This window comes from Agrobacterium pusense, assembly GCF_900102105.1.
GTDB classification, from domain to species: domain Bacteria; phylum Pseudomonadota; class Alphaproteobacteria; order Rhizobiales; family Rhizobiaceae; genus Agrobacterium; species Agrobacterium pusense.
This window is the reverse complement of sequence record NZ_FNBB01000002.1, coordinates 1-23,345: the sequence shown is the minus strand read 5'-3', so window position 1 is coordinate 23,345 and position 23,345 is coordinate 1. Positions and strand designations below refer to the sequence as shown.

The 23,345-nt window shown below is 56.2% G+C and carries 23 protein-coding genes and 1 tRNA gene; 16 read left to right on the top strand and 8 right to left on the bottom strand.

The window, feature by feature from the left end:
• Window positions 1-300: 300 nt before the first annotated feature.
• The 7 genes from BLU28_RS04730 to BLU28_RS04700 all read left to right on the top strand — a co-directional run bounded on the left by BLU28_RS04730 (window position 301) and on the right by BLU28_RS04700 (window position 5,805).
• Window positions 301-1,710 (top strand): circularly permuted type 2 ATP-grasp protein, encoded by a 1,410-nt coding sequence (locus tag BLU28_RS04730; protein WP_022556767.1) that lies wholly within the window; start codon window positions 301-303, stop codon window positions 1,708-1,710.
• Window positions 1,711-1,713: 3 nt separating this feature from the next.
• Window positions 1,714-2,655: an alpha-E domain-containing protein gene (locus tag BLU28_RS04725; RefSeq protein WP_004443135.1), complete on the top strand. Its 942-nt coding sequence runs from the start codon at window positions 1,714-1,716 to the stop codon at window positions 2,653-2,655.
• A 21-nt stretch (window positions 2,656-2,676) separates the two neighbouring features.
• A complete protein-coding gene (locus BLU28_RS04720; protein WP_004443136.1) occupies window positions 2,677-3,498 on the top strand; it encodes a transglutaminase family protein in 822 nt (273 codons plus the stop codon).
• A 4-nt stretch (window positions 3,499-3,502) separates the two neighbouring features.
• Window positions 3,503-4,099 (top strand): class I SAM-dependent methyltransferase, encoded by a 597-nt coding sequence (locus tag BLU28_RS04715; protein ID WP_077987348.1) that lies wholly within the window; start codon window positions 3,503-3,505, stop codon window positions 4,097-4,099.
• A 116-nt stretch (window positions 4,100-4,215) separates the two neighbouring features.
• Window positions 4,216-4,674, top strand: coding sequence for a GNAT family N-acetyltransferase (locus tag BLU28_RS04710; protein ID WP_077987347.1), 459 nt, complete (start codon window positions 4,216-4,218; stop codon window positions 4,672-4,674).
• Between the two features lie 55 nt (window positions 4,675-4,729).
• The gene (locus tag BLU28_RS04705; protein WP_037089696.1) at window positions 4,730-5,146 is read left to right on the top strand and encodes a VOC family protein; all 417 of its coding nucleotides are present in this window, start codon (window positions 4,730-4,732) and stop codon (window positions 5,144-5,146) included.
• 23 nt (window positions 5,147-5,169) lie between these two features.
• Window positions 5,170-5,805: a histidine phosphatase family protein gene (locus tag BLU28_RS04700; protein ID WP_077987346.1), complete on the top strand. Its 636-nt coding sequence runs from the start codon at window positions 5,170-5,172 to the stop codon at window positions 5,803-5,805.
• Window positions 5,806-6,015: 210 nt separating this feature from the next.
• On the opposite strand, the gene araD1 is transcribed toward BLU28_RS04700, so the two are convergent.
• From araD1 to chvE, 4 genes are all read right to left on the bottom strand, one after another.
• On the bottom strand, window positions 6,016-7,011 hold the full coding sequence (gene araD1 / locus BLU28_RS04695; protein ID WP_006699587.1) for a 2-keto-3-deoxy-L-arabinonate dehydratase AraD1: 996 nt from the start codon (window positions 7,009-7,011) through the stop codon (window positions 6,016-6,018).
• A gap of 119 nt (window positions 7,012-7,130) precedes the next feature.
• Window positions 7,131-8,327 (bottom strand): sugar ABC transporter permease GguB, encoded by a 1,197-nt coding sequence (gene gguB, locus BLU28_RS04690; RefSeq protein WP_004443145.1) that lies wholly within the window; start codon window positions 8,325-8,327, stop codon window positions 7,131-7,133.
• Entirely contained in the window at window positions 8,324-9,862 is a 1,539-nt protein-coding gene (gene gguA, locus BLU28_RS04685) for a sugar ABC transporter ATP-binding protein GguA (RefSeq protein WP_022556773.1), read from the bottom strand. Before gguA ends, gguB begins: the two co-directional genes overlap by 4 nt.
• 90 nt (window positions 9,863-9,952) lie before the next feature.
• Window positions 9,953-11,017 carry a sugar ABC transporter substrate-binding protein ChvE gene (gene chvE / locus BLU28_RS04680; RefSeq protein WP_004443148.1) on the bottom strand — a complete coding sequence of 355 codons (1,065 nt, stop codon included), beginning with the start codon at window positions 11,015-11,017 and terminating at the stop codon, window positions 9,953-9,955.
• 254 nt (window positions 11,018-11,271) lie between these two features.
• Between chvE and BLU28_RS04670 the strand changes: the two genes are divergently transcribed.
• Window positions 11,272-12,276, top strand: coding sequence for a LysR family transcriptional regulator (locus tag BLU28_RS04670; protein WP_004443150.1), 1,005 nt, complete (start codon window positions 11,272-11,274; stop codon window positions 12,274-12,276).
• Between the two features lie 71 nt (window positions 12,277-12,347).
• A complete protein-coding gene (locus BLU28_RS04665) occupies window positions 12,348-12,830 on the top strand; it encodes a hypothetical protein (RefSeq protein ID WP_077987344.1) in 483 nt (160 codons plus the stop codon).
• Between the two features lie 46 nt (window positions 12,831-12,876).
• Here the strand turns inward: BLU28_RS04665 and BLU28_RS04660 are convergent, their stop codons facing one another.
• Together BLU28_RS04660 and BLU28_RS04655 are read right to left on the bottom strand one after the other, a co-directional pair.
• Entirely contained in the window at window positions 12,877-13,140 is a 264-nt protein-coding gene (locus BLU28_RS04660) for a hypothetical protein (protein WP_077987343.1), read from the bottom strand.
• Window positions 13,141-13,386: 246 nt separating this feature from the next.
• Window positions 13,387-13,893, bottom strand: coding sequence for a MarR family winged helix-turn-helix transcriptional regulator (locus BLU28_RS04655; RefSeq protein ID WP_077987342.1), 507 nt, complete (start codon window positions 13,891-13,893; stop codon window positions 13,387-13,389).
• Window positions 13,894-14,413: 520 nt separating this feature from the next.
• Between BLU28_RS04655 and BLU28_RS04650 the strand changes: the two genes are divergently transcribed.
• The 7 genes from BLU28_RS04650 to BLU28_RS04605 all read left to right on the top strand — a co-directional run bounded on the left by BLU28_RS04650 (window position 14,414) and on the right by BLU28_RS04605 (window position 21,120).
• Window positions 14,414-14,490, top strand: a tRNA-Arg gene (locus tag BLU28_RS04650).
• Window positions 14,491-14,577: 87 nt separating this feature from the next.
• Window positions 14,578-15,186: a hypothetical protein gene (locus BLU28_RS04645; RefSeq protein WP_077987341.1), complete on the top strand. Its 609-nt coding sequence runs from the start codon at window positions 14,578-14,580 to the stop codon at window positions 15,184-15,186.
• 116 nt (window positions 15,187-15,302) lie between these two features.
• The gene (locus BLU28_RS04640) at window positions 15,303-16,541 is read left to right on the top strand and encodes a hypothetical protein (RefSeq protein ID WP_139190393.1); all 1,239 of its coding nucleotides are present in this window, start codon (window positions 15,303-15,305) and stop codon (window positions 16,539-16,541) included.
• 972 nt (window positions 16,542-17,513) lie between these two features.
• Complete coding sequence (locus BLU28_RS04630) at window positions 17,514-17,774, top strand: hypothetical protein (RefSeq protein WP_223215387.1); 261 nt, start codon at window positions 17,514-17,516, stop codon at window positions 17,772-17,774.
• A gap of 579 nt (window positions 17,775-18,353) precedes the next feature.
• Entirely contained in the window at window positions 18,354-18,704 is a 351-nt protein-coding gene (locus BLU28_RS04620; RefSeq protein WP_077987337.1) for a hypothetical protein, read from the top strand.
• 546 nt (window positions 18,705-19,250) lie between these two features.
• A complete protein-coding gene (locus BLU28_RS04610) occupies window positions 19,251-20,036 on the top strand; it encodes a hypothetical protein (protein ID WP_077987336.1) in 786 nt (261 codons plus the stop codon).
• Window positions 20,037-20,262: 226 nt separating this feature from the next.
• A complete protein-coding gene (locus tag BLU28_RS04605) occupies window positions 20,263-21,120 on the top strand; it encodes a DUF3800 domain-containing protein (RefSeq protein ID WP_077987335.1) in 858 nt (285 codons plus the stop codon).
• A 407-nt stretch (window positions 21,121-21,527) separates the two neighbouring features.
• Here the strand turns inward: BLU28_RS04605 and BLU28_RS04595 are convergent, their stop codons facing one another.
• Both BLU28_RS04595 and ligD read right to left on the bottom strand, forming a co-directional pair.
• Window positions 21,528-21,794 carry a DUF982 domain-containing protein gene (locus BLU28_RS04595; protein ID WP_077987333.1) on the bottom strand — a complete coding sequence of 89 codons (267 nt, stop codon included), beginning with the start codon at window positions 21,792-21,794 and terminating at the stop codon, window positions 21,528-21,530.
• A 30-nt stretch (window positions 21,795-21,824) separates the two neighbouring features.
• Entirely contained in the window at window positions 21,825-22,880 is a 1,056-nt protein-coding gene (gene ligD, locus BLU28_RS04590; protein ID WP_077987332.1) for a non-homologous end-joining DNA ligase, read from the bottom strand.
• Window positions 22,881-23,345 lie beyond the last annotated feature (465 nt).

Genomic DNA, 23,345 nt, shown 5'->3' with positions numbered 1-23,345 from the left:
GTCAAAGGCGTTTTGGTGATCACATCTTTCAGATTTTCTGATGCGACGCCGGACATTCATCAACCGAAAGCGAGCGAACAAAATTTATGCATTCGCCCACGGCGCAAACAGCGCCACCGCCCGCTTACACCGCTCGTCGCCCCGCAACCAATTTGCCGATGCCGCATTTATAGGCGGAAGCCGAAAAAACGCTTCTTTTTTAAAACTCTAGGGCGACAAAAAATCTTCTCAGGGAGGCCTGCATAGTTCTTGCATTGCATTTGTCGTTGTATTCATATGGCAAAAAAGGGGACATCGAAGTTGGCATTTGACGAAATGATAAATGCGGACAACACGCCGCGAAGCCCATATGAAAACTATAACGAATGGTACAGCCGGCAGGACAGGGCGCACCTGATCCAGAAATCAAAAGACGCGGAAAACATCTTCAGAAAAACCGGCATTACTTTCGCAGTCTATGGCCACGCCGATAGTTCAGAAAAACTTATACCCTTCGATATTATCCCGCGCATCATCTCCGGCCGTGAGTGGCGCAAACTGGCCCAGGGCATCGAACAGCGTGTTCTCGCCCTCAATGCTTTCCTCGACGATATCTACCACAAACAGGAAATCATCCGCGCCGGGCGCATCCCCCGTGAGATCATCGAAAAGAACGAAGCCTTCCTGCCGGAAATGATCGGCTTCACGCCGCCTGGCGGGGTCTACACCCATATCGTCGGCACCGATATCGTCCGCACCGGCGAAGACCAGTTCTATGTTCTGGAAGACAATGCCCGCACACCGTCAGGTGTCAGCTACATGCTGGAAAACCGCGAAACGATGATGCAGATGTTCCCGGAACTTTTCCATGAAAACCGGGTGCGACGGGTGGAGGATTACCCCTATCTGCTGCGCCAGTCGCTTGCCTCGCTCGCCCCTCCGGGCTGCACCGGCAAGCCGCGCGTCGCGGTGCTGACCCCCGGCATCTATAATTCCGCCTATTACGAGCACTCGTTCCTCGCCGACATGATGGGTGTGGAACTGGTGGAAGGTTCCGACCTTCGCGTCATGGACGGCAAGGTGAAGATGCGCACGACACGCGGTTATGAGGCCATCGACGTTCTCTACCGCCGCGTCGACGACGACTTCCTCGACCCGCTGACTTTTCGGCCGGATTCGGCGCTTGGCGTTCCCGGCATCATGGATGTCTATCGCGCCGGCAACATCACCATCGCCAACGCCCCCGGCACCGGCATTTCCGACGACAAGGCGATCTATTCCTACATGCCCGAGATCGTCGAATTTTATACCGGCCGCAAGCCGCTCCTAGAAAACGTGCCGACCTGGCGCTGTTCCGAGCCGGACAGCCTGAAATACGTTCTCGACAACCTTGCCGATCTCGTCGTCAAGGAGGTCCACGGTTCAGGCGGTTACGGCATGCTGGTCGGCCCCACCGCATCGAAAAAGGAGCGGGCGCTATTCGCCGAAAAGCTGCGGGCGCGCCCCTCCAACTATATTGCACAGCCGACGCTGTCGCTCTCCACCGTGCCGATCATGGTCAAGAACGGCATCGCGCCGCGCCATGTCGATCTGCGTCCTTATGTCCTTGTTTCGGACAAGGTGCAGATCATTCCCGGCGGCCTGACCCGCGTTGCGCTCAAGCAGGGCTCGCTGGTGGTCAATTCCAGCCAGGGCGGCGGCACCAAGGATACGTGGGTACTGGAGGATTAAGCCATGCTGGGCAGAACGGCAAACGGGCTCTACTGGATGTTCCGGTATATCGAGCGCGCTGAAAACATCGCCCGGCTCATCGATGCGGGCCTGCGCGTTTCACTGACGCGCTCAGGCAGCGGCGACGAGGATTGGGACGGCGTGCTGCAAAGCGCGGGCGTGCATGAGGAATTCCTCGAAACACGCGAAAAGGTGACGGCGGCAAATGCTATCGATTATCTTCTTCGCGAGAAATCGAACCCATCCAGCGTCATGTCCTGCATCGAAGCGGGGCGCAACAATGCCCGCATGGTGCGCACGGCTTTGACGCGCGAGACATGGGAAGCCACCAACGAATTCTGGATCGAGCTGAAGAACATCCTCGGCCGCAAGCTCAACCATGCGGAACTGCCGCAGACCATCGACGTGATCAAACACCGCGCCGGTCTGGTGCGCGGCGCCTTCCACGGTTCAATGCTGCGCAACGATCTCTATAATTTCTCCCGTATCGGCACCTTCATCGAACGCGCCGACAATACGGCGCGCATTCTCGACGTCAAATATTACGTGCTGCTGCCAGCTGTGGCGCATGTCGGCTCATCGCTCGACAATGCGCAGTGGGAATCCATTCTGCGCTCGGTTTCGGCCCACCGTTCCTATGGCTGGGTCTATGATGCGGAATACAAACCGGCCAACATCGCCGACTTCCTCATTCTCAATGGACGCATGCCGCGTTCGCTTGCCTATTGTTACGAGAAGATCGCCAGCAACCTCAATTACATCGCCGAGGACTACAGCGAGCGGCACAAGGCACACGATACGGCGGAAAGCATCCGCGACAGCCTGCGCGCGACCACCATCGCCCGGGTCATGGACGAGGGCCTGCACGAGTTTCTGGAAAGATTCGTCCATCGCAACGGGCAACTGGGACAGGAAATAACGGAAGGCTACCGCTTCTATCAATGAGCGCGTAGACGGGGACAGCTTATGCGTCTGAAAATCACCCATACGACGGAATATGTCTATGACGAGCCGATGCCCTATGCCTTGCAGCGGCTGCGCCTGACACCGCAGACCGGCCCGAGCCAGACGGTGGAGGACTGGGATGTCTCGGTCGATGGCGCGACCGTGGAAGTGACCTATGACGACCATTTCGGCAATCGCGTCGCGCTGGTGGAAACGGAAGGCCCACAGCAGCGGGTCAAAGTGGTGGCGAGCGGCACGGTGAACACGCAGGACAAGGCCGGCGTGTTCGGTCACCACATCGGCAACGCGCCGCTCTGGCTCTTCCTGCGGGAAACGCCGCGGACCAAACCGGGAAAGCTGGTACGCGAACTGGTGAAGGTGAGCGTCGGCGAGAGCGAGCTTGCCCGCCTCCACAATCTCATGGAAAACATTCACGGCAAGGTGGAGTATGTTCCCGGCTCCACCGACATCGAAACCACGGCCGAAGCGGCACTGGAGGCTGGCAGGGGCGTCTGTCAGGACCACGCCCATATTCTCATTTCCGCTGCCCGTCAGATGGGCCTGCCTGCCCGTTATGTATCCGGTTATCTGATGATGGAGGCGGTGGAGGAACAAACCGCTACCCACGCCTGGGCCGAGGTGCATCTGCAGGGCCTTGGATGGGTCGGCTTCGACGCCGCCAACAATATCTGCCCCGATGACCGTTATGTCCGCATCGCATCCGGTCTCTGCTATCGCGATTGCGCGCCTATATCTGGCATGCGCATCGGCCCGGCCGGTGAGACGCTGAGCGTTTCAGTTACCGTGCAGCAATCGCAGAGCCAGAGCCAGTCCCAGAGCTGAGATCATGGCCGCCAGAGACGACGATACGATCGGTTTCTATACTGACAACGCAACCGCCTATACCACCCGCGGGCAGGCAGCAGACCGCCCGCATCTCAAGACATTCCTGTCGCAGTTGGAAAAAGGCGCGACCATCCTCGAACTTGGATGCGGCGGCGGGCAGGAAAGCGAATATATGCTGGCAGCCGGTTTCGACGTGCATCCCACAGATGGAACGCCCGATATAGCGAAGGCTGCGGAAGCCCGACTCGGCATTCCTGTCAGGATATTGCTGTTCGAAAATATCGATGAGGTCGGGCGCTATCACGGCGTCTGGGCCAATGCCTGCCTGCTGCACGTGCCACGCCCTGCTCTGCGCGGCATCATCGGCCGTATCCACACGGCACTGAAACAGGGCGGCGTCTTTTATGCGAGCTTCAAGGCCGGAGAGGCTGAAGGACGCGATACGTTCGGCCGCTATTACAATTATCCGTCCAGGTCATGGCTGGAGGAGCTTTACGGGCAATATGACTGGACGGGCGTAGAGATCGAAGCCCGGCAGGGAAGCGGTTACGACAAGCTGCCGACAGACTGGCTGCATGTCATGGCCAAAAAGCGCTAACCAACCGCGACAGGTTCACGGTTGCAAAATGGCGCAGCACCCGTTTTAATCGCCGTTCTCAGTTGAAAGCATGATCCGGTTTATCCTTTTGGGACAAAACCGGCCGGGAGACGGCATTGTACAGCATTTCCGACTATCGCGACTGCCAGTCGCATGGACCCATCATAGCAGAAAGGGTCTGGACGGCGTGGTGGCAAGATAGCGGCCTCAAGGTGGGCGATGTCCTCGAGCACCTGAAAGAGATGACAAATCCTCACGCCCTCCCCACCGGTTTCGTCGCCCATGATGGCGACGCCTATGTCGGCTCCGCTTTTCTCATTCATTGCGATCTCGAGGAGCGCCCGCACTATCTTCCCTGGGTCGCGGCCCTGTGGGTGGAAGAAGACCGCCGACGCTCTGGCGTGGCGCGCGCGCTGATGCAGGCCGCGACAAAGAGTGCCGCCGACCTCGGTCACGAGATCTGCTACCTCTGCTGCGAGGCAGGTCTTGAGGACTATTACCTCAACTGCGGCTGGACCGTCCTCGAACGGGGCGTCGGCAAGCACGATCTGACGGTGTTGACCTACAAGACATGACGCCGCCCGCCGCTTACCCATCATTCCTCACCACATCTCGACCATAGGAGGCACCATGCAACCGCCAACAGCCATCATGGAAACCGCGATCTATGTGAATGATCTCGAAGCCGCCGAGGCTTTTTACTGCGATGTCTTCGGTCTGGAGATCATCCGCAAGGTGCCCGGAAGCTTCGTCTTTTTCAGGTGCGGGCGGCAGGTACTGCTGGTTTTCGACCCCGAGAAGTCGCGCAAAGCCGATCCCGATAATCCCATCCCTCGCCATGGCACGGCAGGTGAAGGCCACTTCTGCTTTTACGCAAGGGACAAATCGGAGGTAGACGGCTGGAAAGCGCACTTCGAAACGCTCGGGATTCCTATCGAGCACTATCACCGCTGGCCGAATGATAGCTATTCCGTCTATATCCGCGACCCCTCCGGGAACTCGGTGGAAGTGGGAGAAGGCAAGCTCTGGGGATTTGAACAGGGCTGACCGCAAAGAAGCAGGACACCACCGTGAAGAACATTTATGTCGTAACTCATCCTCAGTCGGTCCACCATGTCGAGAACCGGGTCGGCGGCTGGTATGATACCGAACTGACGCCGCACGGCAGGACCGATGCCAGGGCGGCGGCTGCCAGACTGGCGACGCTGGTCGGTGGTGAGCCCGTGGAAATCTTCACCTCCGACCTGCTTCGCGCCTCGCAGACCGCAGAAATCATCGCGGAACGCTTCGGGCAGCGAATGGAGACCATGCGTGACTTGAGGGAAATGAGCTATGGTGAGGCCGAAGGCATGCCGCAGCAATGGCTCGATGAGCGTCAAATCCCGGCACCGCACCATAATCGCCTTGACCATCGTGGCGGTATTGCCGATGGCGAGACGAGACGCGAATTTGCCGAAAGGGTGTATCGAGCCGTAAACATGATCATCGCGCGGCCCTGCGCCACGCAGATCATCGTGACCCATGGCTTCGCCCTGACCTTCGTCATTGCGGCATGGATCAAGATGCCGATCGACAGCGCCGGTTATGTCAGCTTTCCGGCGCGCTCCGGCAGCATAACGCATTTGAAGGAAGACGATTACTGGCAGAACCGCGCCATCGTTTCACTGGCGGATGTTTCGCATCTGCAGGATTTTGCCTCGCGATAGCCATAGCGACATTTGCTCGTGATCAGGTGACGCAGACAATATGACCTACGTCATTCCGGCCCTGAGCCGGAAACCAGCCGACGCGCGTCTGCGCGGAGAAAAGACTCTTTTCAGCCCAAAGACTTGGGCTGGCTGGATACCGGTTCAAGGCCGGTAGACGAATAGAGGGAGCAATTGCTCCCTCTATCATTCCCAAAGATCGCCCGCAGATCAGATCTGCCGAACCACGATCTCCTCTTCCGCATCGACCGCCAGCGGGTTCTTCAGCGGCAGGCCGAAACCGGCGGCTTCGATTTCGAAGACGTCGCCCGCTTCCGGCTTGATACCTTCGGCGAAGGAAAGCGTTGCCGTGCCGAACATATGCACATGCACATCGCCAGGCGCACGGAACAGGCCGTATTTGAAGTGGTGATATTCGAGGTTCGCGAAGGTATGGGACATGTTGTCTTCACCCGATACGAACGGCTTTTCGAAGATGACCTTATCACCGCGGCGGATGCGCGAGGTGCCGCGAATATCGGACGGCGGGGCGCCGACGCGAATTTCCGGACCGAAGCTTGCCGGGCGCAGCTTGGAATGGGCGAGGTAGAGATAGTTGATCCGCTCGGTGACGTGATCGGAAAACTCGTTCGAGACGGCAAAGCCGATACGCACGGCTTCGCCCTTGTCGGAAATCACGTAGATGCCTGCCATCTCAGGCTCTTCGCCGCCATCCAGCGCAAACGAAGGCGAGGTGAGCGCCGCACCGGGCGCTGCCGCCACATGGCCGTTGCCCTTGTAGAACCACTCGGGCTGAACGCCTTTTTCACCGGCCTTCGGCTTGCCGTTTTCCAGACCCATGCGGAACATCTTCATGGAGTCCGTCAGGCTTTCCTCGGCGGCTTCCGTGGTTTTCTTGTGCATGCTGTCGCGGGTCGCGGCCGAACCGAGATGGGTAAGGCCAGTGCCGGTCAGATGCAGATGAGCCGGATCGGGATGGGTGATCGGCGGCAGGAAGCGACCTTCGGCATAAGCCTTTTCAAGATCGACGGCATCGCCCAGACCATGCGCGGAAATGACATCTGCAAGGTTCTTGTCGCCATTGGCGGCTTCCATGGCAAGCGCATAAACGGACTCTGCGCCCTTGACTGCGCGTGCCTCTCCGCCTTCTTCGCGAACCGCTACGGTGATGTTGCCGCTGGCATCTTTAATCTGTGAAATGAGCACGGGATTTCCTTCCTCCGGCGCAATGCGCCTTTATCTCTTCTACGCGGCGCCTTGCGCCTGCATCTTATGAAAGTGGCCGGAAACCGGCCACTTTTTGGACTGCTATATGGGTGAGCCGATCAGCCCTTGTTCTTGTTGTAGACGTCGAAGAACACGGCGGCGAGCAGCACGAGGCCCTTGACCATCTGCTGGAAGTCGATGCCGAGACCGACGATCGACATGCCGTTGTTCATGACACCCATGATGAAGGCGCCAATGACCGCACCGGTGATCTTGCCAACGCCGCCGGATGCCGAAGCACCACCGATGAAGCAGGCCGCGATAACGTCAAGCTCGAAGCCCACGCCGGCCTTCGGCGTTGCCGAGTTGAGGCGGGTCGCGATGATCATGCCGGCGAGACCAGCCAGAACGCCCATGTTGACGAAGGTCAGGAAGCTCAGGCGTTCGGTGTTGATACCCGAAAGCTTGGTCGCCTTTTCATTGCCGCCCATGGCGTAAATGCGACGGCCGATGGTCGTGCGACGCGTCACGAAGCTGTAGAGCGCAACGAGAGCAAGCATCACGATCAGCACGTTCGGCAGGCCGCGATAGGTGGAAAGCTGGTAGCCAAGAAACAGGATCGCGGCCGAAATCAGCAGGTTCTGGGCGATGAAGAAACCGAAAGGCTCGACATCGATGCCATGCTTCACATTCACGACACGGCGACGCCATGCGAGATAGAACAGCACGACGGTAATCAGCACCGTCAGGATCATCGAGGTGGTGTTGAGACCTTCAATGCCGCCGATATCGGGCAGGAAGCCGGTGCTGATGATCTGGAAATCGGTCGGGAACGGACCGATGTTCTTGCCGCCGAGCACGAAGAGCGTCAGGCCGCGGAACACCAGCATGCCCGCCAGCGTCACGATAAAGGACGGAATGCGGTGATAGGCGATCCAGTAACCCTGGGCCGCACCGATGATGCCGCCGATGACGAGACAAATCAATGCCGCCAGAAAGGGGTTCATGCCCCATTGCACGGTCAGTATGGCCGCGATCGCGCCGACGAAGGCGACGATGGAACCGACCGAAAGGTCGATATGCCCGGCCACGATGACAAGCAGCATGCCCAGCGCCATGATGACGATGAACGAGTTCTGCAGGATGAGGTTGGTCAGGTTCACGGGGCGGAACAGGATGCCGCCGGTGTAGAACTGGAAGAAAACCATGATGGCGACGAGCGCGATCAGCATGCCATATTCGCGGATATTGGAGCGAATATAGGATGTGACCGAGACGACGTTACTTTCTTCGTTTGTTGTGTTTGCCGAACTCATGAGTTCTTCTCCCCTGAGCGCATGATAGCGCGCATGATGCTTTCCTGGCTCGCCTCTCCCTTCGGCAATTCAGCGACGATGCGGCCTTCGTTCATGACGTAGATGCGGTCGCAATTGCCGAGCAGTTCGGGCATTTCCGATGAGATCATCAGAACGCCTTTACCATCGGCAGCGAGCTGGTTGATGATGGTGTAGATTTCATATTTCGCGCCGACATCGATACCGCGGGTCGGTTCATCGAGGATCAGCACGTCGGGATTGGAGAACAGCCACTTGGAGAGCACAACCTTCTGCTGGTTGCCGCCCGAAAGGTTGACCGTTTCCTGAAAGATGCCCGACGAGCGGATGCGCAGGCGCGTGCGGAAATCGCTCGCCACCTTCATTTCCTTGATGTCGTCGATGATGCTGGCATTCGAGACGCCGGCAAGATTGGCGAGTGTGGTGTTGTGCAGGATGTTGTCGTTGAGCACGAGACCGAGATGTTTGCGGTCCTCCGTGACATAGGCAAGACCGGCATCGATTGCCTTGCGCACGGTGCTGACGTCAACTGGCTTGCCGTTGATCAGCACTTCACCGGTGATCTTGTGGCCATAGGACTTGCCGAACACGCTCATCGCAAATTCGGTGCGCCCTGCCCCCATCAGGCCAGCAATACCGACGACTTCGCCCTTGCGCACGGTGACGTTGATATCATGCAGAACCTGGCGGTCGCGGTGCTGCTGGTGATAGGCGTTCCAGTTCTTCACTTCGAGAATGGTTTCGCCGATCGGCACGTCGCGCGGCGGATAACGATCTTCGAGATCGCGGCCCACCATGTTGCGGATGATGACGTCCTCGCTGATTTCTTCCTTGTGACAGTCGAGCGTCTTCACCGTCATGCCGTCGCGGAGCACGGTGATCTGGTCGGCCACCTTGCGCACTTCATTCAGCTTGTGGGTGATGATGATCGAGGTCATGCCCTGCTTGCGGAATTCCATCAGCAGGTTCAACAGCGCCTCGGAATCGCTTTCGTTCAACGAAGCGGTCGGCTCATCAAGGATAAGCAGCTTCACGCTTTTCGACAGCGCCTTGGCGATTTCGACCAGCTGCTGCTTGCCGACACCAATATCGGTGATCAGCGTCTCCGGTGATTCCTTCAGACCCACTTTCTTCAGAAGTTCGCGCGTACGATTGAAGGTCTCCTGCCAGCTGATCACGCCGTTCGAGGCGACCTCGTTGCCAAGGAAGATGTTTTCCGCAATCGACAGGAGCGGCACGAGCGCCAGTTCCTGGTGAATGATGATGATACCAATATCTTCACTGTCGTTGATGGCGCGAAAGTTTCGCACGGCGCCTTCATAGTGGATTTCGCCCTCATAGGTGCCGGCGGGGTAAACACCGGAAAGGACCTTCATCAAGGTCGACTTTCCCGCGCCGTTCTCACCGACGAGTGCGTGGATCTCACCTTCCTTAACCTTGAGGTTGACGTTCTCAAGCGCTTTCACGCCCGGAAACGTCTTGGTGATGTTCCGCATTTCGAGAATGGTATTGGCCATATCGCAATCCAGCGCCCGATTAATTCCGGCGTTTTTATTTTTATGGAAAAACGGGGATGACGCCAAGCCATCCCCGCATGTGTATCAGGCTTATTTCAGCTGGTCTTCCTTGTAGTAACCGCCATCGACGAGAACCTGCTTGTAGTTCTCCTTGGTTACTGCAACCGGCTTCAGCAGGTAGGACGGAACAACCTTGACGCCATTTTCATAGGTCTTGGTGTCGTTCACTTCAGGTTCCTTGCCCTGCATAACGGCATTCACCATGTTCACGGTAACCTTCGCGAGTTCGCGGGTGTCCTTGAAGATGGTGGAATACTGTTCGCCGGCAATGATCGACTTCACGGACGGGATTTCAGCGTCCTGACCGGAAACGACCGGCAGCGGCTGATCCTTCGTGCCATAACCAACGCCCTTCAGCGAGGAGATGATGCCGATGGAAAGACCGTCATAAGGCGACAGAACGGCGTCAACCTTGGCGTCGGTGTAGTAGGCCGAGAGAAGGTTGTCCATGCGGGCCTGGGCCGTTGCCGGATCCCAGCGCAGCGTGCCGACCTTGTCCATGCCGGTCTGGCCGGACTTCACGACGAGCTTGCCGCTGTCGATGTAAGGCTGGAGAACAGACATAGCGCCGTCGTAGAAGAAGAAGGCGTTGTTATCATCAGGGGAGCCGCCGAAGAGTTCGATGTTGAACGGACCCTTGCCATCCTTCAGACCAAGCTTGTCGACGATCGAAGTCGCCTGCAGAACGCCAACCTGGAAGTTGTCGAAGGTGGCGTAGTAGCTGACGTCGCCGCTGTTGCGGATCAGGCGGTCATAAGCGATGACCTTGATGCCCTGCTCGCCGGCCTGCTTCAGCACGTCCGACAGCGTGGTGCCGTCGATCGAGGCGATCACGAGGACCTTGACGCCCTTGGTGACCATGTTTTCGATCTGGGAAAGCTGGTTCGGAATATCGTCGTCGGCATACTGCAGGTCGGTCGTGTAACCAGCTTCCTGAAGCTGCTTGACGATGTTGTTGCCGTCATCGATCCAGCGCGCGGAAGACTTGGTCGGCATGGCGATGCCAACAGCGCCCTTGTCCTGTGCGAAAGCCGGCACTGCGAAAGACGCAGCACCGATGGCACAAGCTGCCATCAGCGAAATAATGGACTTCATTAACTCTCTCCCTTGAGCCCTTCTCTGGACCCGCATGTTGCGGTGCACCAGGAAATTCATGCCGTCAGAGGAAGAAGCCGCGCCCTGCTCGCTCCCTTTTCGCAATTGCGAAATGGAACAGCTGCCGCTCCTCCCCGGCATTCCGCAAATTGTTCTGAATCCATATAACTGTCAAATAGAATAAATCAGTTTCCATATATCAATTATGATATATTAAATCGATACAAAAACCGATGAGGGGTATAAAATCGCGAATGAGCAACCAGAAAGTGTATGAGCAGGCGCAAACAACGGATGCCCTTTTTGTCTTTGAAGACAACCCGTTGCTGCGGGCCGGATTGAAGATGAGCCACCTGCGCATGCTGGTCATGATCGAGGAGCACGGGCAGGTCAGCGCGGCTGCCGCCGCCATGAACATGACGCAGCCGGCGGCCTCGCGCATGCTCTCGGAAATGGAAGCGATCGTCAAATCGCCGCTCTGTCAGAGAGCATCGCGCGGTGTGGTTCTGACGAAGTTCGGCGAGGCGCTGGCGCGACGGGCGCGCACCATATTGCTGGAGCTGCGTGAGGCGAGTCGCGAACTCAATCAGATGAAGTCCGGCAGCGGCGGATCCGTTTTCATCGGCGCGGTGACCGCGCCCGCCATCAGCCTCGTGGTTCCCGCCATAAGACGGGCCATGGACACCTATCCCGGCATTGAAATCAATGTTCAGGTGGAGAGCAGCAACGTGCTGGCGCGGGAATTGCTGGCTGCGCGCCACGATTTCATCATCGGCCGCATACCGGATGACTTTGATCCAGGCCTGTTCTCCATCCACGAAATCGGCATTGAGCGCGCCTGTCTAGTGGTGCGCGAAGGTCACCCGCTTCTGGGCGGCGATCCCGTCACCCTGCAGGATCTTTCCGGTTACGACTGGGTGTTCCAGCCCCCTGGCGCGCTTTTGCGGCGCACCATGGAGGATGTCTTCCTTACCCACGGCGTCGCCATGCCGCGCAACGTCATCAACACGCCATCCGTGGTTCTCACGCTTGCGCTTGTCTGCAACACCGATGCCATTGCGCCGATTGCGCAGGACATGGCCGAATTCGTGGCCGGCCAGCGGGCCGATATCGGCCGGACCCGCATATTGCCGACGGATTTCGAACTGGTCGTCAAGCCCTACAGCATCATCACCACCAAGGGGCGCGTCCTGCCGCCCAGCGCCCGCCTGCTTTACGATCTGGTGCTGGATGAAAGCCGCAAGCTGACTGCCCAGTGACGGCGGCAAGCCAGACGCCACCTTCATCCACTACAAGGGCCGGAAATCGTGACCGGCGAAGGAACAGCCGTATGCTCTTCGGACAATCCGTTTTCCAGTCTGTCGTCGAAAGACTGAAGCAGGAGAAAGAAGACGAAGGCGCAGAGCCGCCCCCGCCCGCGGATAACCGCATTGCCGGCTTCAGCTCACGCTTCGTTGTCGATACGCATATCGAAGCGCCGGCGGCTGCGAACGGTAATCTCGACGCCTATCTCGCCTTCCTGGAAGACGCCGCGCCACCGGCGGAACCCCAGCCGGAACCGGAGAGCGAACCGGAACCGATGCCGGCCCACCTCGAAAAGACCTCACTTGCCGATGTTTCGGCGGAACTGGCGATCCAGGAGACCGACACTGCGGCAACGCTCGCGGAAAAGCGCCGCGCCTTCGCCCGCCTCAATCATCCCGACCGGGTGAAACCGCAGTTCCGGCACAATGCGACACTGCGCATGACGGCAGCCAATCTCCTGATCGACCAGGCGCTCCGCATGCTTCGGATGCGAGAGCATTTCCGGTAAGAGGCGGGCAGCTCAAGACAGGCGATGAACGGAAAATCGCGACGCGTCAGCCGGCATCGTCCTTATCGGTGGGTGGATTTTCGGCGGCGGGCGCAACCGCCCCGTCCCCACTCTTGTCGCCGTCGCTTGCGGGTTTGAATTTTACCAACAGTTCATAGGCCGCATAGACGCCTATGCCGCCCACGACGGTTCCCCAGAAAAACTCGCGATTGACGAATTCGATGACAGCCCATGCCACACAGAAACCGACGATGAGCAACCGCACCCACAGGGGACGATAAAGCGGATGACTCGTATCGATATTCAGCATGGTGTTTCCGTCTCTGGCTTTTCCGGTCAGTCGCTCGCTGCCGCGCGGGCACCGCATGGCACGGGGATTCCATGCGTCTTGACCGTTTCGCAGACAAATTGCAACGCAAATCGGACCGAGGGATATCAGGCTGCCGTGATGGAGATTAGCTGATAACCGGGGGTGCCGTGCCACCACGGATGAAATCCGCCGCCCTTCCGGCCAGCATTTGCCGAGCTGAGCATGGGGAAACACCGGCGCCGGACGTCAGTCGCGCAGGCGGCCGAGCAGCGCCAGCAATTGGTCGCGGGCCTTCTTGCCGCCGATACGGTCGATCAGCTTTTCCTCGCGGTCGCGCCAGACATCGGAAAGGCGGTCGAGAAGACGGCTACCCTCGGCCGTCATGTCGAGGAAATGAACGCGCCTGTCCTCTTCCGACCTGCGGCGGACGAGCAGACCTTTCTCTTCCATGCTGTCGACGATGGCAACGAAATTAGCCCGCTGGATGCCGAGCGCCTCGGCCACATCGCTTTGTTTAAGACCCGGATTTCCGCCGACGATGACGAGAACGGAAAAATCGGCCGGCCGCAATCCCTGCTCCGCCAGCACATCGGAAAAACCGTTTGCCACGGCAAGTTGCGAGTGCCGCAAATGATAGCTGATCGCAGTCGTCAGCAAACCGTAATCGATCGCCGTAAGATTCGTCGTTTGCGCGCTGCCGCTTTCGACCTTTTCCGTCCGCGGCCCGTTGCTATGTGCCAATCGCAAAGCCATCCGATCCCCCGCCTGATTCGTCCTTTACCCTGCCGAAATCATAACTGACAATGTCACGAAACTGTATCCTAAATAAATGTAGATGATACTAATATTGTATAAGAATTTGACAGTTAATGACCGGAAACCCAATGTTGCCCGCCATCTGGCGACAAAATCTGCGCCGAAAGCATGACTATTTACCCGCCAATTTTGAGGGGCCGGAACCGCGGGGTCACCCTTCTCTGGCAGGCATACGGGCACCGCGGCCCACGACGGATGAACATGCTGAAACTGCACGCGGGACCCGTGACAAGCTACTACTTATAGGTGAAATCGATTTCCGCGAGACCTGGGACGCCAAACGACGCAGCCCCGCGCGCAAAGTCGCCCAAAAACCGCACGCCCGCACTTCCGGCCCTCTTCACCCTGCGGTCTCGAAAACTGGCAAGGTTTCGCAAATCTTGGATTTTTAGTCATTGATGCGGAAAGAAAGCTAGGGTATGAACCAACCGCTGCACGCGATTCAAGCGTGGCCGCTGCACCCGTAGCTCAGCTGGATAGAGTGTTGGATTCCGATTCCAAAGGTCACAGGTTCGAATCCTGTCGGGTGCGCCATTTTCTCAAGGCTTCCAGCGATTTTGTTAGATGGATAAAAATCTTACAGGAAGCATATAGGAAGCACCGCTCTCCATCGGAGCCGAGATGCGCCAGAACGATTTTATCCAGTTCGATACTCTGAACCAGATGGACCCTAGCGAAGTGGCGCTCACACAGGAGCTCGTTGTTGGCTTCTTTGGCACCCCCCACCCGGAAGTCATCTTCGATGGCGTGTATTTCCATGAGCGAAGGTTTCCCTTCACAATCTACACCGACCCAGACAATCCCAAACAGGTTGCGGTTTGCCTGCCTGAGCATCAAGCCGATGACGGTTTGGCGCGCTTTTTCCACCTGACGCATGAACTAGTTCATTGCCTCACTCCTAATGGCCCGCAGACCGGACAAGCAACGGTGCTTGAAGAGGGATTGGCAGAACACGCAAAAATTTATCTTGTCGAACAGTTTTTCCAATCCAGATATGAAGGCGTGGATTTCAGAACCATGACCGCCGGAGACTATCGAGCGGCATTCGACATGGTGGAGGAACTGGTGGCGGTCTATGGCCTCCAAGAAATGCGCCAAATTGTTACGGCCATGAGGATGGAAACGCTGCTGCCCTTCGCTCACATTGGACCGGTCATCTTACGACATTACTTTCCAAGATGCCGGACTGAACTGCTCGTAGCCTTGGGGTCACCTTTCCACAAGTCGTGACGTGCAGTTGAGCATGGCCCACAAAACTCGTGCATCGATCCGCGTCTATGACGTCAGTGAAAGCTCGCAGACGCCCCATAGATTCATAAATCTCGCTTCACCGCTAGGAGGCAATCATGGAAAATCCGAAGAGGTCGATGTCGCGGGAGGAGCTTTACGAACTAGTGTGGTCCACCCCAATGCAGAAGCTGGCGGAAACGTACGGCCTATCAGACCGAGGGCTTGCAAAGACGTGTCAGCGATACCTCGTTCCAGTGCCGTCGAGGGGATATTGGGCAAAAATCGACGCCGGGCAACCGGTTAAGCGGACGCCCCTGCGGGCGGTTGAGAATACGGCGCTCCACACGGTGCACATCGGAGGCAGACAATTAAGCGCGCCCAGTCCCTATCTCTTAGAAGTCATGGCTACAGCCAAACGGGAGGTTGAGGCTGAAAATCAATTGTTATCGCGCAGCGCAGGCGATGAAACTCGCTTACCTTTTTTGACGATGCCGGCCCCCGCACCAGAAACAGGGGTTGAGGCGAATAGACCGTCGAAACTAACATCCGGAAAGCTTCAGCCAGACGTACAAGCCTTCATTTCAGAACTGCGGAGGTGCCAAGTCGATCGGGACGGCTTTATTCAGTTGAAGTGGATTAAGGTCGCTCCGAAAGATGTCAACCGAGTTGGAGCGATATTAGACAGTCTCGCGCGGCAGCTAAAACGGTACGAGTTCATTTTTGATGGGGGTGGAAGCCGTTTGGGATTTTCGAAGGCCGGGACGACTGTAGATTTCGAAATAGAAGCTCCACGAAAAAGAGAAACCAACGTTTCAAGGACTGAATGGAGGAGCTTCACCTACAAGCACGTTGGTCGGTTTAAGCTGCGTATTTTTGGTCGTGCGGACGGCGTAAAGAAAGAATGGATCGACAGGGATAGTGGTTCAATTGAGGATCACCTTGATAAGATTGTTGAGAGCTTTCGCTTAAACCACGTAGCCGAGCGAGAGTACGAAGAGCGAAGCCGCCAAGAAGCTGCGCGTCGAGCGCATATGGCGTCTCGTAGGAAGATGGCCGAGCAACGAGCGAAGCGTGAAAGCGATCGCCTATCCTTTTTGCAAAGTATTGCCAATGCGCGCCGTGAGGCAGACGATTTACGCGATACAATTTCCACCGTTCCGTATTGTGAAGATCTCCCGGCGGACTACCGACGCATGCTTGAGTGGGCTCAAAAGCGGCTAATGCAGCTGGAGGAGCAAACGCGTGTTGAGGCAATTCAGACATCTTTAGAGGCCAAGCTGCTTTTCGCAGATCCGGATCCCCTTTACGATCCGGAAGGCGATCCGCCAATGAAGGTCAACTACTGGGACGATTAATACAGCGCCCCAAGGGAAAGCAGGTGGCAGATTTTTAATGTGCGCATTGATTGGTGCAATTGATCTGCGCCTCCGTTATGGAGGTCGAGAGACTTCCGGCCAGCTGGCCGGAAGTTGAAAGAACCCGCTGGTAGTACGAGGCTGCCGGCGGGTTTTCTTTATCAATCACTCGTATCTCGCCCATTCCGGCATAACGGCGCCATCAAGCGCTTCTATTGCCCTGCCAAGCGCTCGGTGGTTGGTCCTTTTCCCGATCCATCCCGCTCTGCTAAAGTACGTCCCTGTGCGCGCAGCTTTATCCAAATCTGGCATAGTCCAGCCTATTTCGAAACAACGACGTCTGACTTCGTCTAGTCCCGGTATCCCAGTTAATTTGTAACCTTTCCGCTTTCTCCTGAAGCCGTGGTAGCGTGCAGTTTGCTGGATATTGTGCCAGGTGGAATGTGGAAAGGCTGCGCAGATATCTTGAGGAGACGCTTCCGGATAGAGCTTTCGCAATTTGGAAAGCTCGGCGCCAGTCCAGATGTGGATTTCCTTTGTGAGCCCCAGCTTACCGGCTTGGGCTCTTATCGCGACATAACTCCTACGCCGAAGAGCCTTCCGAAGAGCTTTGTAATCTGGAGCAAGTTGGATGATCGTCTCTCGCTCTTGGTCGGTCCAAAGCTTCTGCCCAGCAATTTCGCCAGCACGATGAACCCGGGCCCTCGCACGTTGAGCCATGACTGCATTCCTTGCGTGATACGCTAGTGCCATTGGAAGCACCTCCCCGCGCAATTTCAACCTCCCACCACTTGAAATGCGAGTCTGGCGGCCACCTTTTCCCGGCTTTCCACACCTCTCAATTTTAACCATTGGGAATATGCGAAGGTGGCAAGACATGGCATCTATGAGACGCCGCCGCTGGTACGAGCGGGTAAATTGTCGTAGGTGGAGCGGCTTCGAATTCTCGAAATCGTATGCTGGAAAACCTAAATGGTATCGCTGGGAGCACCACCAGGAAAAGGAGCCGTCACGATGATATCCCGCATCGCTCGCCAGAAAAATGCAGAACAACGACTGGCGATGGCGCTTCGCCAATTGAACGATGCCATCAAGGAAGTTCACAAGACCGGCCTTGATGTGGAAGTCTCCACCTTGGCGATGATGACCTCGCGCGGGCCGTTGACGCAGGTGGATCTTAAAACGTTCAGAGCCGAAGGCGCTCCACCGGTTTTGAAGGTGGTTGGAGACTAAGTCACCCCGCCCATGAAGGGTGTTCGGAGGGCTCCCTTTATTTTGCCGTAGCCTCACCAAAGATATGCAACAGTCGAGTTTCACCATGCTACATCGACAGCACAACGATCCGAAGCTCGACGCATTCAGGTTTGCGTGGCCTATACTGTTGGTGTGCTGCATTGCTTTCGTCGGGGCCCTAGTTGTCGGCCTGCGAGCATGGCGCTTCAGTAATTTCGCCCACTCCATCGCAACAATTCAGGAAGTGTGGGATCAAAAAGTCAAGGTCGCGGGCCGCAGAGGTGAACCGTTATTTGAGACGCACTACGAGACCTTCACTTTCGGCACGATTGTTTTCGAGCGTCAGCAAAAGGGCATTACACATTCCTGCAAGAAGACCGTGAGACTTGGAAGGCCTCTGGATAAATACGCGGTTGGTGAAAAACTTGATGTCGTACCCGCCACTGGGACGTGCGACCGTGTGGATGTGATCGGTCGGCTCCCAAGTGATTAAGTTCTCCAATCCGACAAGACAGAGGTGCCTCCAGGGCACGGTCAGGTAAACACATACGCCATTTAGCGAGTAGCAAAGGAAGAGAAATGCGGGAAGCTGGTTCAAACCGTCGGATCGACGCGAGCGAGATAGCGTCGATAGCTCTTTACGCCGCCCTCAGCATCCTCATTGCTTTTTTGATCGTCTATATCGTCTACTTACTAGTGCTGGCAATTATTATTCCGAGCACCAGATTTACCCCAAACTCCATCCTTCCGCCGGTCGGAGCGACAGGAGTATTGCTCGCGTTCTGCGTCGTCCGTTTGCACGCAAATTCGCATACTTTTAGCGAGTTTATCGAACAAACCGGGAAATTGGTCGGAAAGGTTTGGTATCCCCTTTTGGCAACCTTACTTCTTTCATTCATCCTCAACCTCGTGGCTCTGAGTGTACTTTGAGGTCGCAAGGGTCTCCCGGTGGTTCTTTATCTTCTCTAATAAAAATTCTAGTTGAGTAGACTCGACTCCAATCTCTCTGCGTGTTTTTGTGTTCGCGGGGACGTTATTGGGGGCTTTCTTGACAATTGTTTATTTGCGGGTGCTTGGCGCCCTGTTCATTTCGTGTGCCTTAAGCGCATGCACCACTTCGCGCGAGGCATTCAACGCCAATCCAAAGTCGATCGATAAGCCGACGCTCTGTCGCACATACTTGCAAAGCCAAGACCCAGCATTCCAGCAGGAGCTCGCGAACGAACTCAGCCGGCGGGGTGTGCAGTTTTATCAATGTCCAGAAATGGTTCGGAACCAAGATGCGGCTGCCGCGGCTTTGGTCGCTGTGGCGCTTGTCGGAACGGCCGTTGCTGTTTGCGCCAACAACAATTGCGGGGGTGGCTACCCCACAAGAAGCTACCCAGGGAATTGCTACTCCTACTATGACCGAGCTGCGGATGGTAGTCTATGCGGTCACCGAAGTGCTATGTCGCGGCCAGGCGGTTGGTGACAAAAATGAAGTCACCATTCAAAATCAAAGCCGATATGCCCAAAGCATTTGTTACCCTTGGGAGTGGCATAAAGTTACTTAGCCATTGGTGGTCAAAAAATTGCGGTTGGGTTGCCGTCCTCGTCTTAGGTGCGGCGATTCTTTTGAGTTACGTAGGGTGGGAAAATTTCCGTGGTGCTGTGTGCGAGACTGGCGGGGGATGTATCTTAGGATGGGTTAGTGCAATGGGCGGTTGGGCGGCCGCGCTTGCTGCTTTGGTCACGCTAACGTTTCTTCGTGACCAATACAGCGAGGCTCAAAAGCTCCACTACTCCGATCATTACGCGCTTGCATGCCTACTCGTTTTTGAAGCGACTAGAATGAGGCATTTTTTAAACCTACTTGAGCGCCGCATCACAGATTTTGAAACTGATTTTTCAGACGCCAATATCGAGCGGCTGCGAGAAGCTTTTGATGTAATTAAGGCACTGTTAGAAAATCCAAAGATTAGCGAGTTCCTAGTGAGTGTTGGCGACAATAATAATTCCAATCGCTTTTCACACGCGTTGGCCAAGATCGATGAAAGTAGAATGGAGACCTCGCCCGCCAATGTCCGAGCAATTCGGCAAAAAAATACAAATGATTTGCTTGTCTCCCACAATTCCGTAACCGGTGTCTTATGGGCTTCAAAAGAGAGCTGTGAAATTTTTTCCAAGACATTGATCGAAAAAGCCGGGGACTACATCAGCAAATGGGAGAAGGTGCACGGGCGCGCGAAATCTGCCGACGAGTACTTAGACCTTCCCAAATAGGTTTTTTGGCAATCGGATTTTGAATTTTTCAATGGGCATCACATTAACGCTACAATTGACGAGGGAAATAATTTCAGACTTCTCTCAGTCCCTACGAGAAGCGTTGACCATCAGGAGCTTTTCTCCAGATATGCTGTTGTGCTTGAGGCGGCGCTGGGAGCCGAAGAGCTTGAGCGGTTGAAACGGGACGAGGTGAAGCAGCGGTGAGCGAGCCTAGGGGGCGGTATTGAGCGCATTTGGGGTGAACGAGCCCATTAAAATTAATCGGTTTGTCGCTTACGTTGATGAAGCTGGGGATGAGGGATTCGGCAAGCTTCGGGATGATGTTCCAAGCGCTCAGTCAAAATGGTTTTCCATCGGCGCATGCGTGGTCAACGAAGGCAACGACAAGCTTCTGCCCTCCTGGCGCGACGAAATAATGAGCGCCTTCAAAAACAAGAAAGCACGCGACCTTCATTTTCGGGACCTGAGCCACGATCAACGGGTACACGCCTCATCAATAATTGCGCAAAAGCCTATTGGCGCATGCGTCATCTCATCCTGCAAAGAGACGATACTGGACGCTGAAGAGATTGATATATTCAAGCGAAAACAGCACCTCTACAACTATCTCACAAGGTTTCTGCTCGAAAGAATTACAGCAGCGTGCAAAAGGCGCGCTTCAGCTGATGGCGCACAGGCTCGACTGAAGGTCGTATTTTCGCGAAGAAAAGGAACCGACTACGAACAGATGCGCGAGTATCTTTCATTTATGCGGGATGGTAAGGAGAAGATGAAGCCTGTCCGGTCCATCGATTGGACTGTCCTTAACCCTGACGACATTGCGGTCGAGAACCACAAGGTTAGGGCTGGCCTCCAAATCGCAGATTTGTTCACCAGCGCTGTGTGGAAAGCCCTAGAGCCAAATGGGTACGGCCGCTGCGAAGATCGCTATGCCAAGGAGATTTCATCAAGGTTTTTGAAGTTCAAAGGCAATGCTTTGAACTCAGGACTTACGATTATCCCGCCCTATTCTAAATGCCCATTGAATGGTGAACAAAAAACATTCATCGATTGGATAATAGCCCAAAAGAAAAGGCCCTAGTTTCCTAGGGCCCGTGCGTGGACCCCTAGGCCCCTGTCCCACACCGCAAAGAGTGCTGCTGCCTTTCGGCAACTTGGGGCGATTCTAGCGCTTGTCCACGGAGCAAAAATAGGAATTTTGTCTCTCAATTGCAAATGAACTTTTGTTAACGAGGACGATCCACAACCCGCTCCGGCATGTTTCTTTTTGCCAGAATTTCTATTTCTCGCCGTCCGGAACAATCAGCCAGAACAACTGCACCAGGTCGTCCCACAAACGGCCAAGATCCTCGATCATGGCGGTGATTTCCAGATAGGCGTATACACCGGTGACGATGATAAGAACCAGTATGCAAACTAGCAGCCATGGCCATATTCTGCGTTTTCGCTTAAATCCAGCGGGTTCTCTCGTCAACCGAACACCATTTCTCACCAATCTTGCGCTTCGCCGTCGGGACTGACCGACAGACCGGCCTCATAGGCAGCTTCGACAAAAGCGAGGCGCGCGTCTTCGGGTCGGTCGTCCAAGCCATTTTCAAGGACGGCAGAGCAAACCATAAGAGCGGTAACGTACGCCTGCGCCTCTGTGCTTCCGGGCCACTCATGAAGGAGAACCGTCGCAAGGTCGGTGACGGTTTCAAGGGTTTCGAAATTACCCCAGTTGATCGTGATGGGCTCTATTCTGAATTCGCTCATGGGGCGAGGTAACACGAAAACCGGCGACGATTAATCAAGACGGTACACGTCTGCGTTATCCTGCCGCCCTCTGAGGCCCTTATATGCGGCATGGCGCAGTTTACGATCGGGCGTCATCTGCCGAAATTCGATCTCCGCAATAAGCGTCGGCTGCACCCAAACGACCTCGCGCCGACCCGAATAGGACACAGGCGGTTTTTTCTTCCGCCACGGCAGCTTGTCGAGCGAGCGACGGAGTTCGTTTGCGGTCCGCTCCTTAAAGCCCGTGCCGACGCTTCCAACATAGCGCAGCTCGTCGCCGTCATAGGCGGCCATCAAGAGCGAGGCAAAGCCGCCGCTTGCCGACATGGAAGGTTCATATCCCACGATCACGAACGGTTCCGACTGGACGCACTTCACCTTGATCCAGTCGCCAGTTCTTCCGCTCCGGTAGGGACTGTTCCGATCCTTACCGACAATACCTTCCAGCCCGAGGCGACAGGCGTGCTCCAGCATCAGGCCGGGATTGTCGGTCTCTACCTCTTCCGATAGTCGGATGGCGCCATCGACGCCGGTCAACATTTCTTCAAGCATGTGCCGGCGGCTTCTATACGGCAGTTCGCGGAGATCGCGGCCGTCGAGGTATAGAAGGTCGAATGCATAGAGGATGGCGTCCCCGGCCACTTTCTTGCCGCTGCGCGCGCCAACGGCACCTAAGCTATTTTGCAGCGCGTTGAAGTCCGACCGCCCCTGTTCGTCCAGGACGACAGCCTCGCCATCGATAATGAATGATGCCGGTCCAAGGGCTCGAGCCGCTTGCTCAATGGCGGGAAAGCGCGCCGCCCAGTCGTAGCCCCCGCGTGTCAATATTCGGATACCGTTGGCATTGGCATGGACCGCCAGCCGGTAGCCGTCCCACTTGATTTCCCATCCCCACTTGTCGCCTGAAGGCGGCTTTTGTTTCAGCAGCGCGAGGGCAGGTTCAATGCGCGCCGGCATTGGTTCCAGTGGCAACGCCGGCTGAGCGGGGTCCCGACGACGTCGTGGCCGCGAGCGGAGGGGTTCGTCGTGCCTCAGAAGAGGCTTGGAGGTTTTCGGCTTCTTCATGGGCGAAGCCTACAGGCGAACCGTTTACAAAATGTTCGATGGGTGAGCAGCAGTTCTTATTACGAAACGCCACAGACAGATTGCCCACCGATTCCCTCCTTGCGCCCTCCCGGCGACACGAAACTTCCACCGAACCGCTTGAATTTCCTAATGAGAGCTTAACGTTTTCAACAGGGCAAATGCGATTCTGTTACTTATTGGACACACCTTCTGCGGTTCGTCTCCATTCAATCACACTAAATCAGCGAATCCGGATTGCGGAATGAGGCGACTTTCTGTCTTTTGTGAATCAACGCAGGGCCAATGAGGCGGGGACAACCGGTTTCGGGACTTCTGCGTTGGTGGATAAAAACTTTGACTGGAGGTCAACCCATGAACATCAAGAGCCTTCTGATCGGCTCCGCTGCGGCTCTCGCAGCAGTATCCGGCGCACAGGCCGCTGACGCCATCGTCGCTGCTGAGCCC

What these genes read in the sequence shown, in the direction of transcription:
- gguA (WP_022556773.1), bottom strand. Translation starts at nt 9,862, where the DNA reads ATGGCCAATACCATTCTCGAAATGCGGAACATCACCAAGACGTTTCCG.
- BLU28_RS04725 (WP_004443135.1), top strand. Translation starts at nt 1,714, where the DNA reads ATGCTGGGCAGAACGGCAAACGGGCTCTACTGGATGTTCCGGTATATC.
- BLU28_RS04610 (WP_077987336.1), top strand. Translation starts at nt 19,251, where the DNA reads ATGAAGTCACCATTCAAAATCAAAGCCGATATGCCCAAAGCATTTGTT.
- BLU28_RS04640 (WP_139190393.1), top strand. Translation starts at nt 15,303, where the DNA reads ATGGAAAATCCGAAGAGGTCGATGTCGCGGGAGGAGCTTTACGAACTA.
- BLU28_RS04715 (WP_077987348.1), top strand. Translation starts at nt 3,503, where the DNA reads ATGGCCGCCAGAGACGACGATACGATCGGTTTCTATACTGACAACGCA.
- BLU28_RS04595 (WP_077987333.1), bottom strand. Translation starts at nt 21,794, where the DNA reads ATGAGCGAATTCAGAATAGAGCCCATCACGATCAACTGGGGTAATTTC.
- chvE (WP_004443148.1), bottom strand. Translation starts at nt 11,017, where the DNA reads ATGAAGTCCATTATTTCGCTGATGGCAGCTTGTGCCATCGGTGCTGCG.
- BLU28_RS04620 (WP_077987337.1), top strand. Translation starts at nt 18,354, where the DNA reads ATGCGGGAAGCTGGTTCAAACCGTCGGATCGACGCGAGCGAGATAGCG.
- BLU28_RS04670 (WP_004443150.1), top strand. Translation starts at nt 11,272, where the DNA reads ATGAGCAACCAGAAAGTGTATGAGCAGGCGCAAACAACGGATGCCCTT.
- BLU28_RS04665 (WP_077987344.1), top strand. Translation starts at nt 12,348, where the DNA reads ATGCTCTTCGGACAATCCGTTTTCCAGTCTGTCGTCGAAAGACTGAAG.
- BLU28_RS04705 (WP_037089696.1), top strand. Translation starts at nt 4,730, where the DNA reads ATGCAACCGCCAACAGCCATCATGGAAACCGCGATCTATGTGAATGAT.
- BLU28_RS04660 (WP_077987343.1), bottom strand. Translation starts at nt 13,140, where the DNA reads ATGCTGAATATCGATACGAGTCATCCGCTTTATCGTCCCCTGTGGGTG.
- gguB (WP_004443145.1), bottom strand. Translation starts at nt 8,327, where the DNA reads ATGAGTTCGGCAAACACAACAAACGAAGAAAGTAACGTCGTCTCGGTC.
- BLU28_RS04630 (WP_223215387.1), top strand. Translation starts at nt 17,514, where the DNA reads ATGGTATCGCTGGGAGCACCACCAGGAAAAGGAGCCGTCACGATGATA.
- ligD (WP_077987332.1), bottom strand. Translation starts at nt 22,880, where the DNA reads ATGAAGAAGCCGAAAACCTCCAAGCCTCTTCTGAGGCACGACGAACCC.
- BLU28_RS04720 (WP_004443136.1), top strand. Translation starts at nt 2,677, where the DNA reads ATGCGTCTGAAAATCACCCATACGACGGAATATGTCTATGACGAGCCG.
- BLU28_RS04645 (WP_077987341.1), top strand. Translation starts at nt 14,578, where the DNA reads ATGCGCCAGAACGATTTTATCCAGTTCGATACTCTGAACCAGATGGAC.
- BLU28_RS04655 (WP_077987342.1), bottom strand. Translation starts at nt 13,893, where the DNA reads ATGGCTTTGCGATTGGCACATAGCAACGGGCCGCGGACGGAAAAGGTC.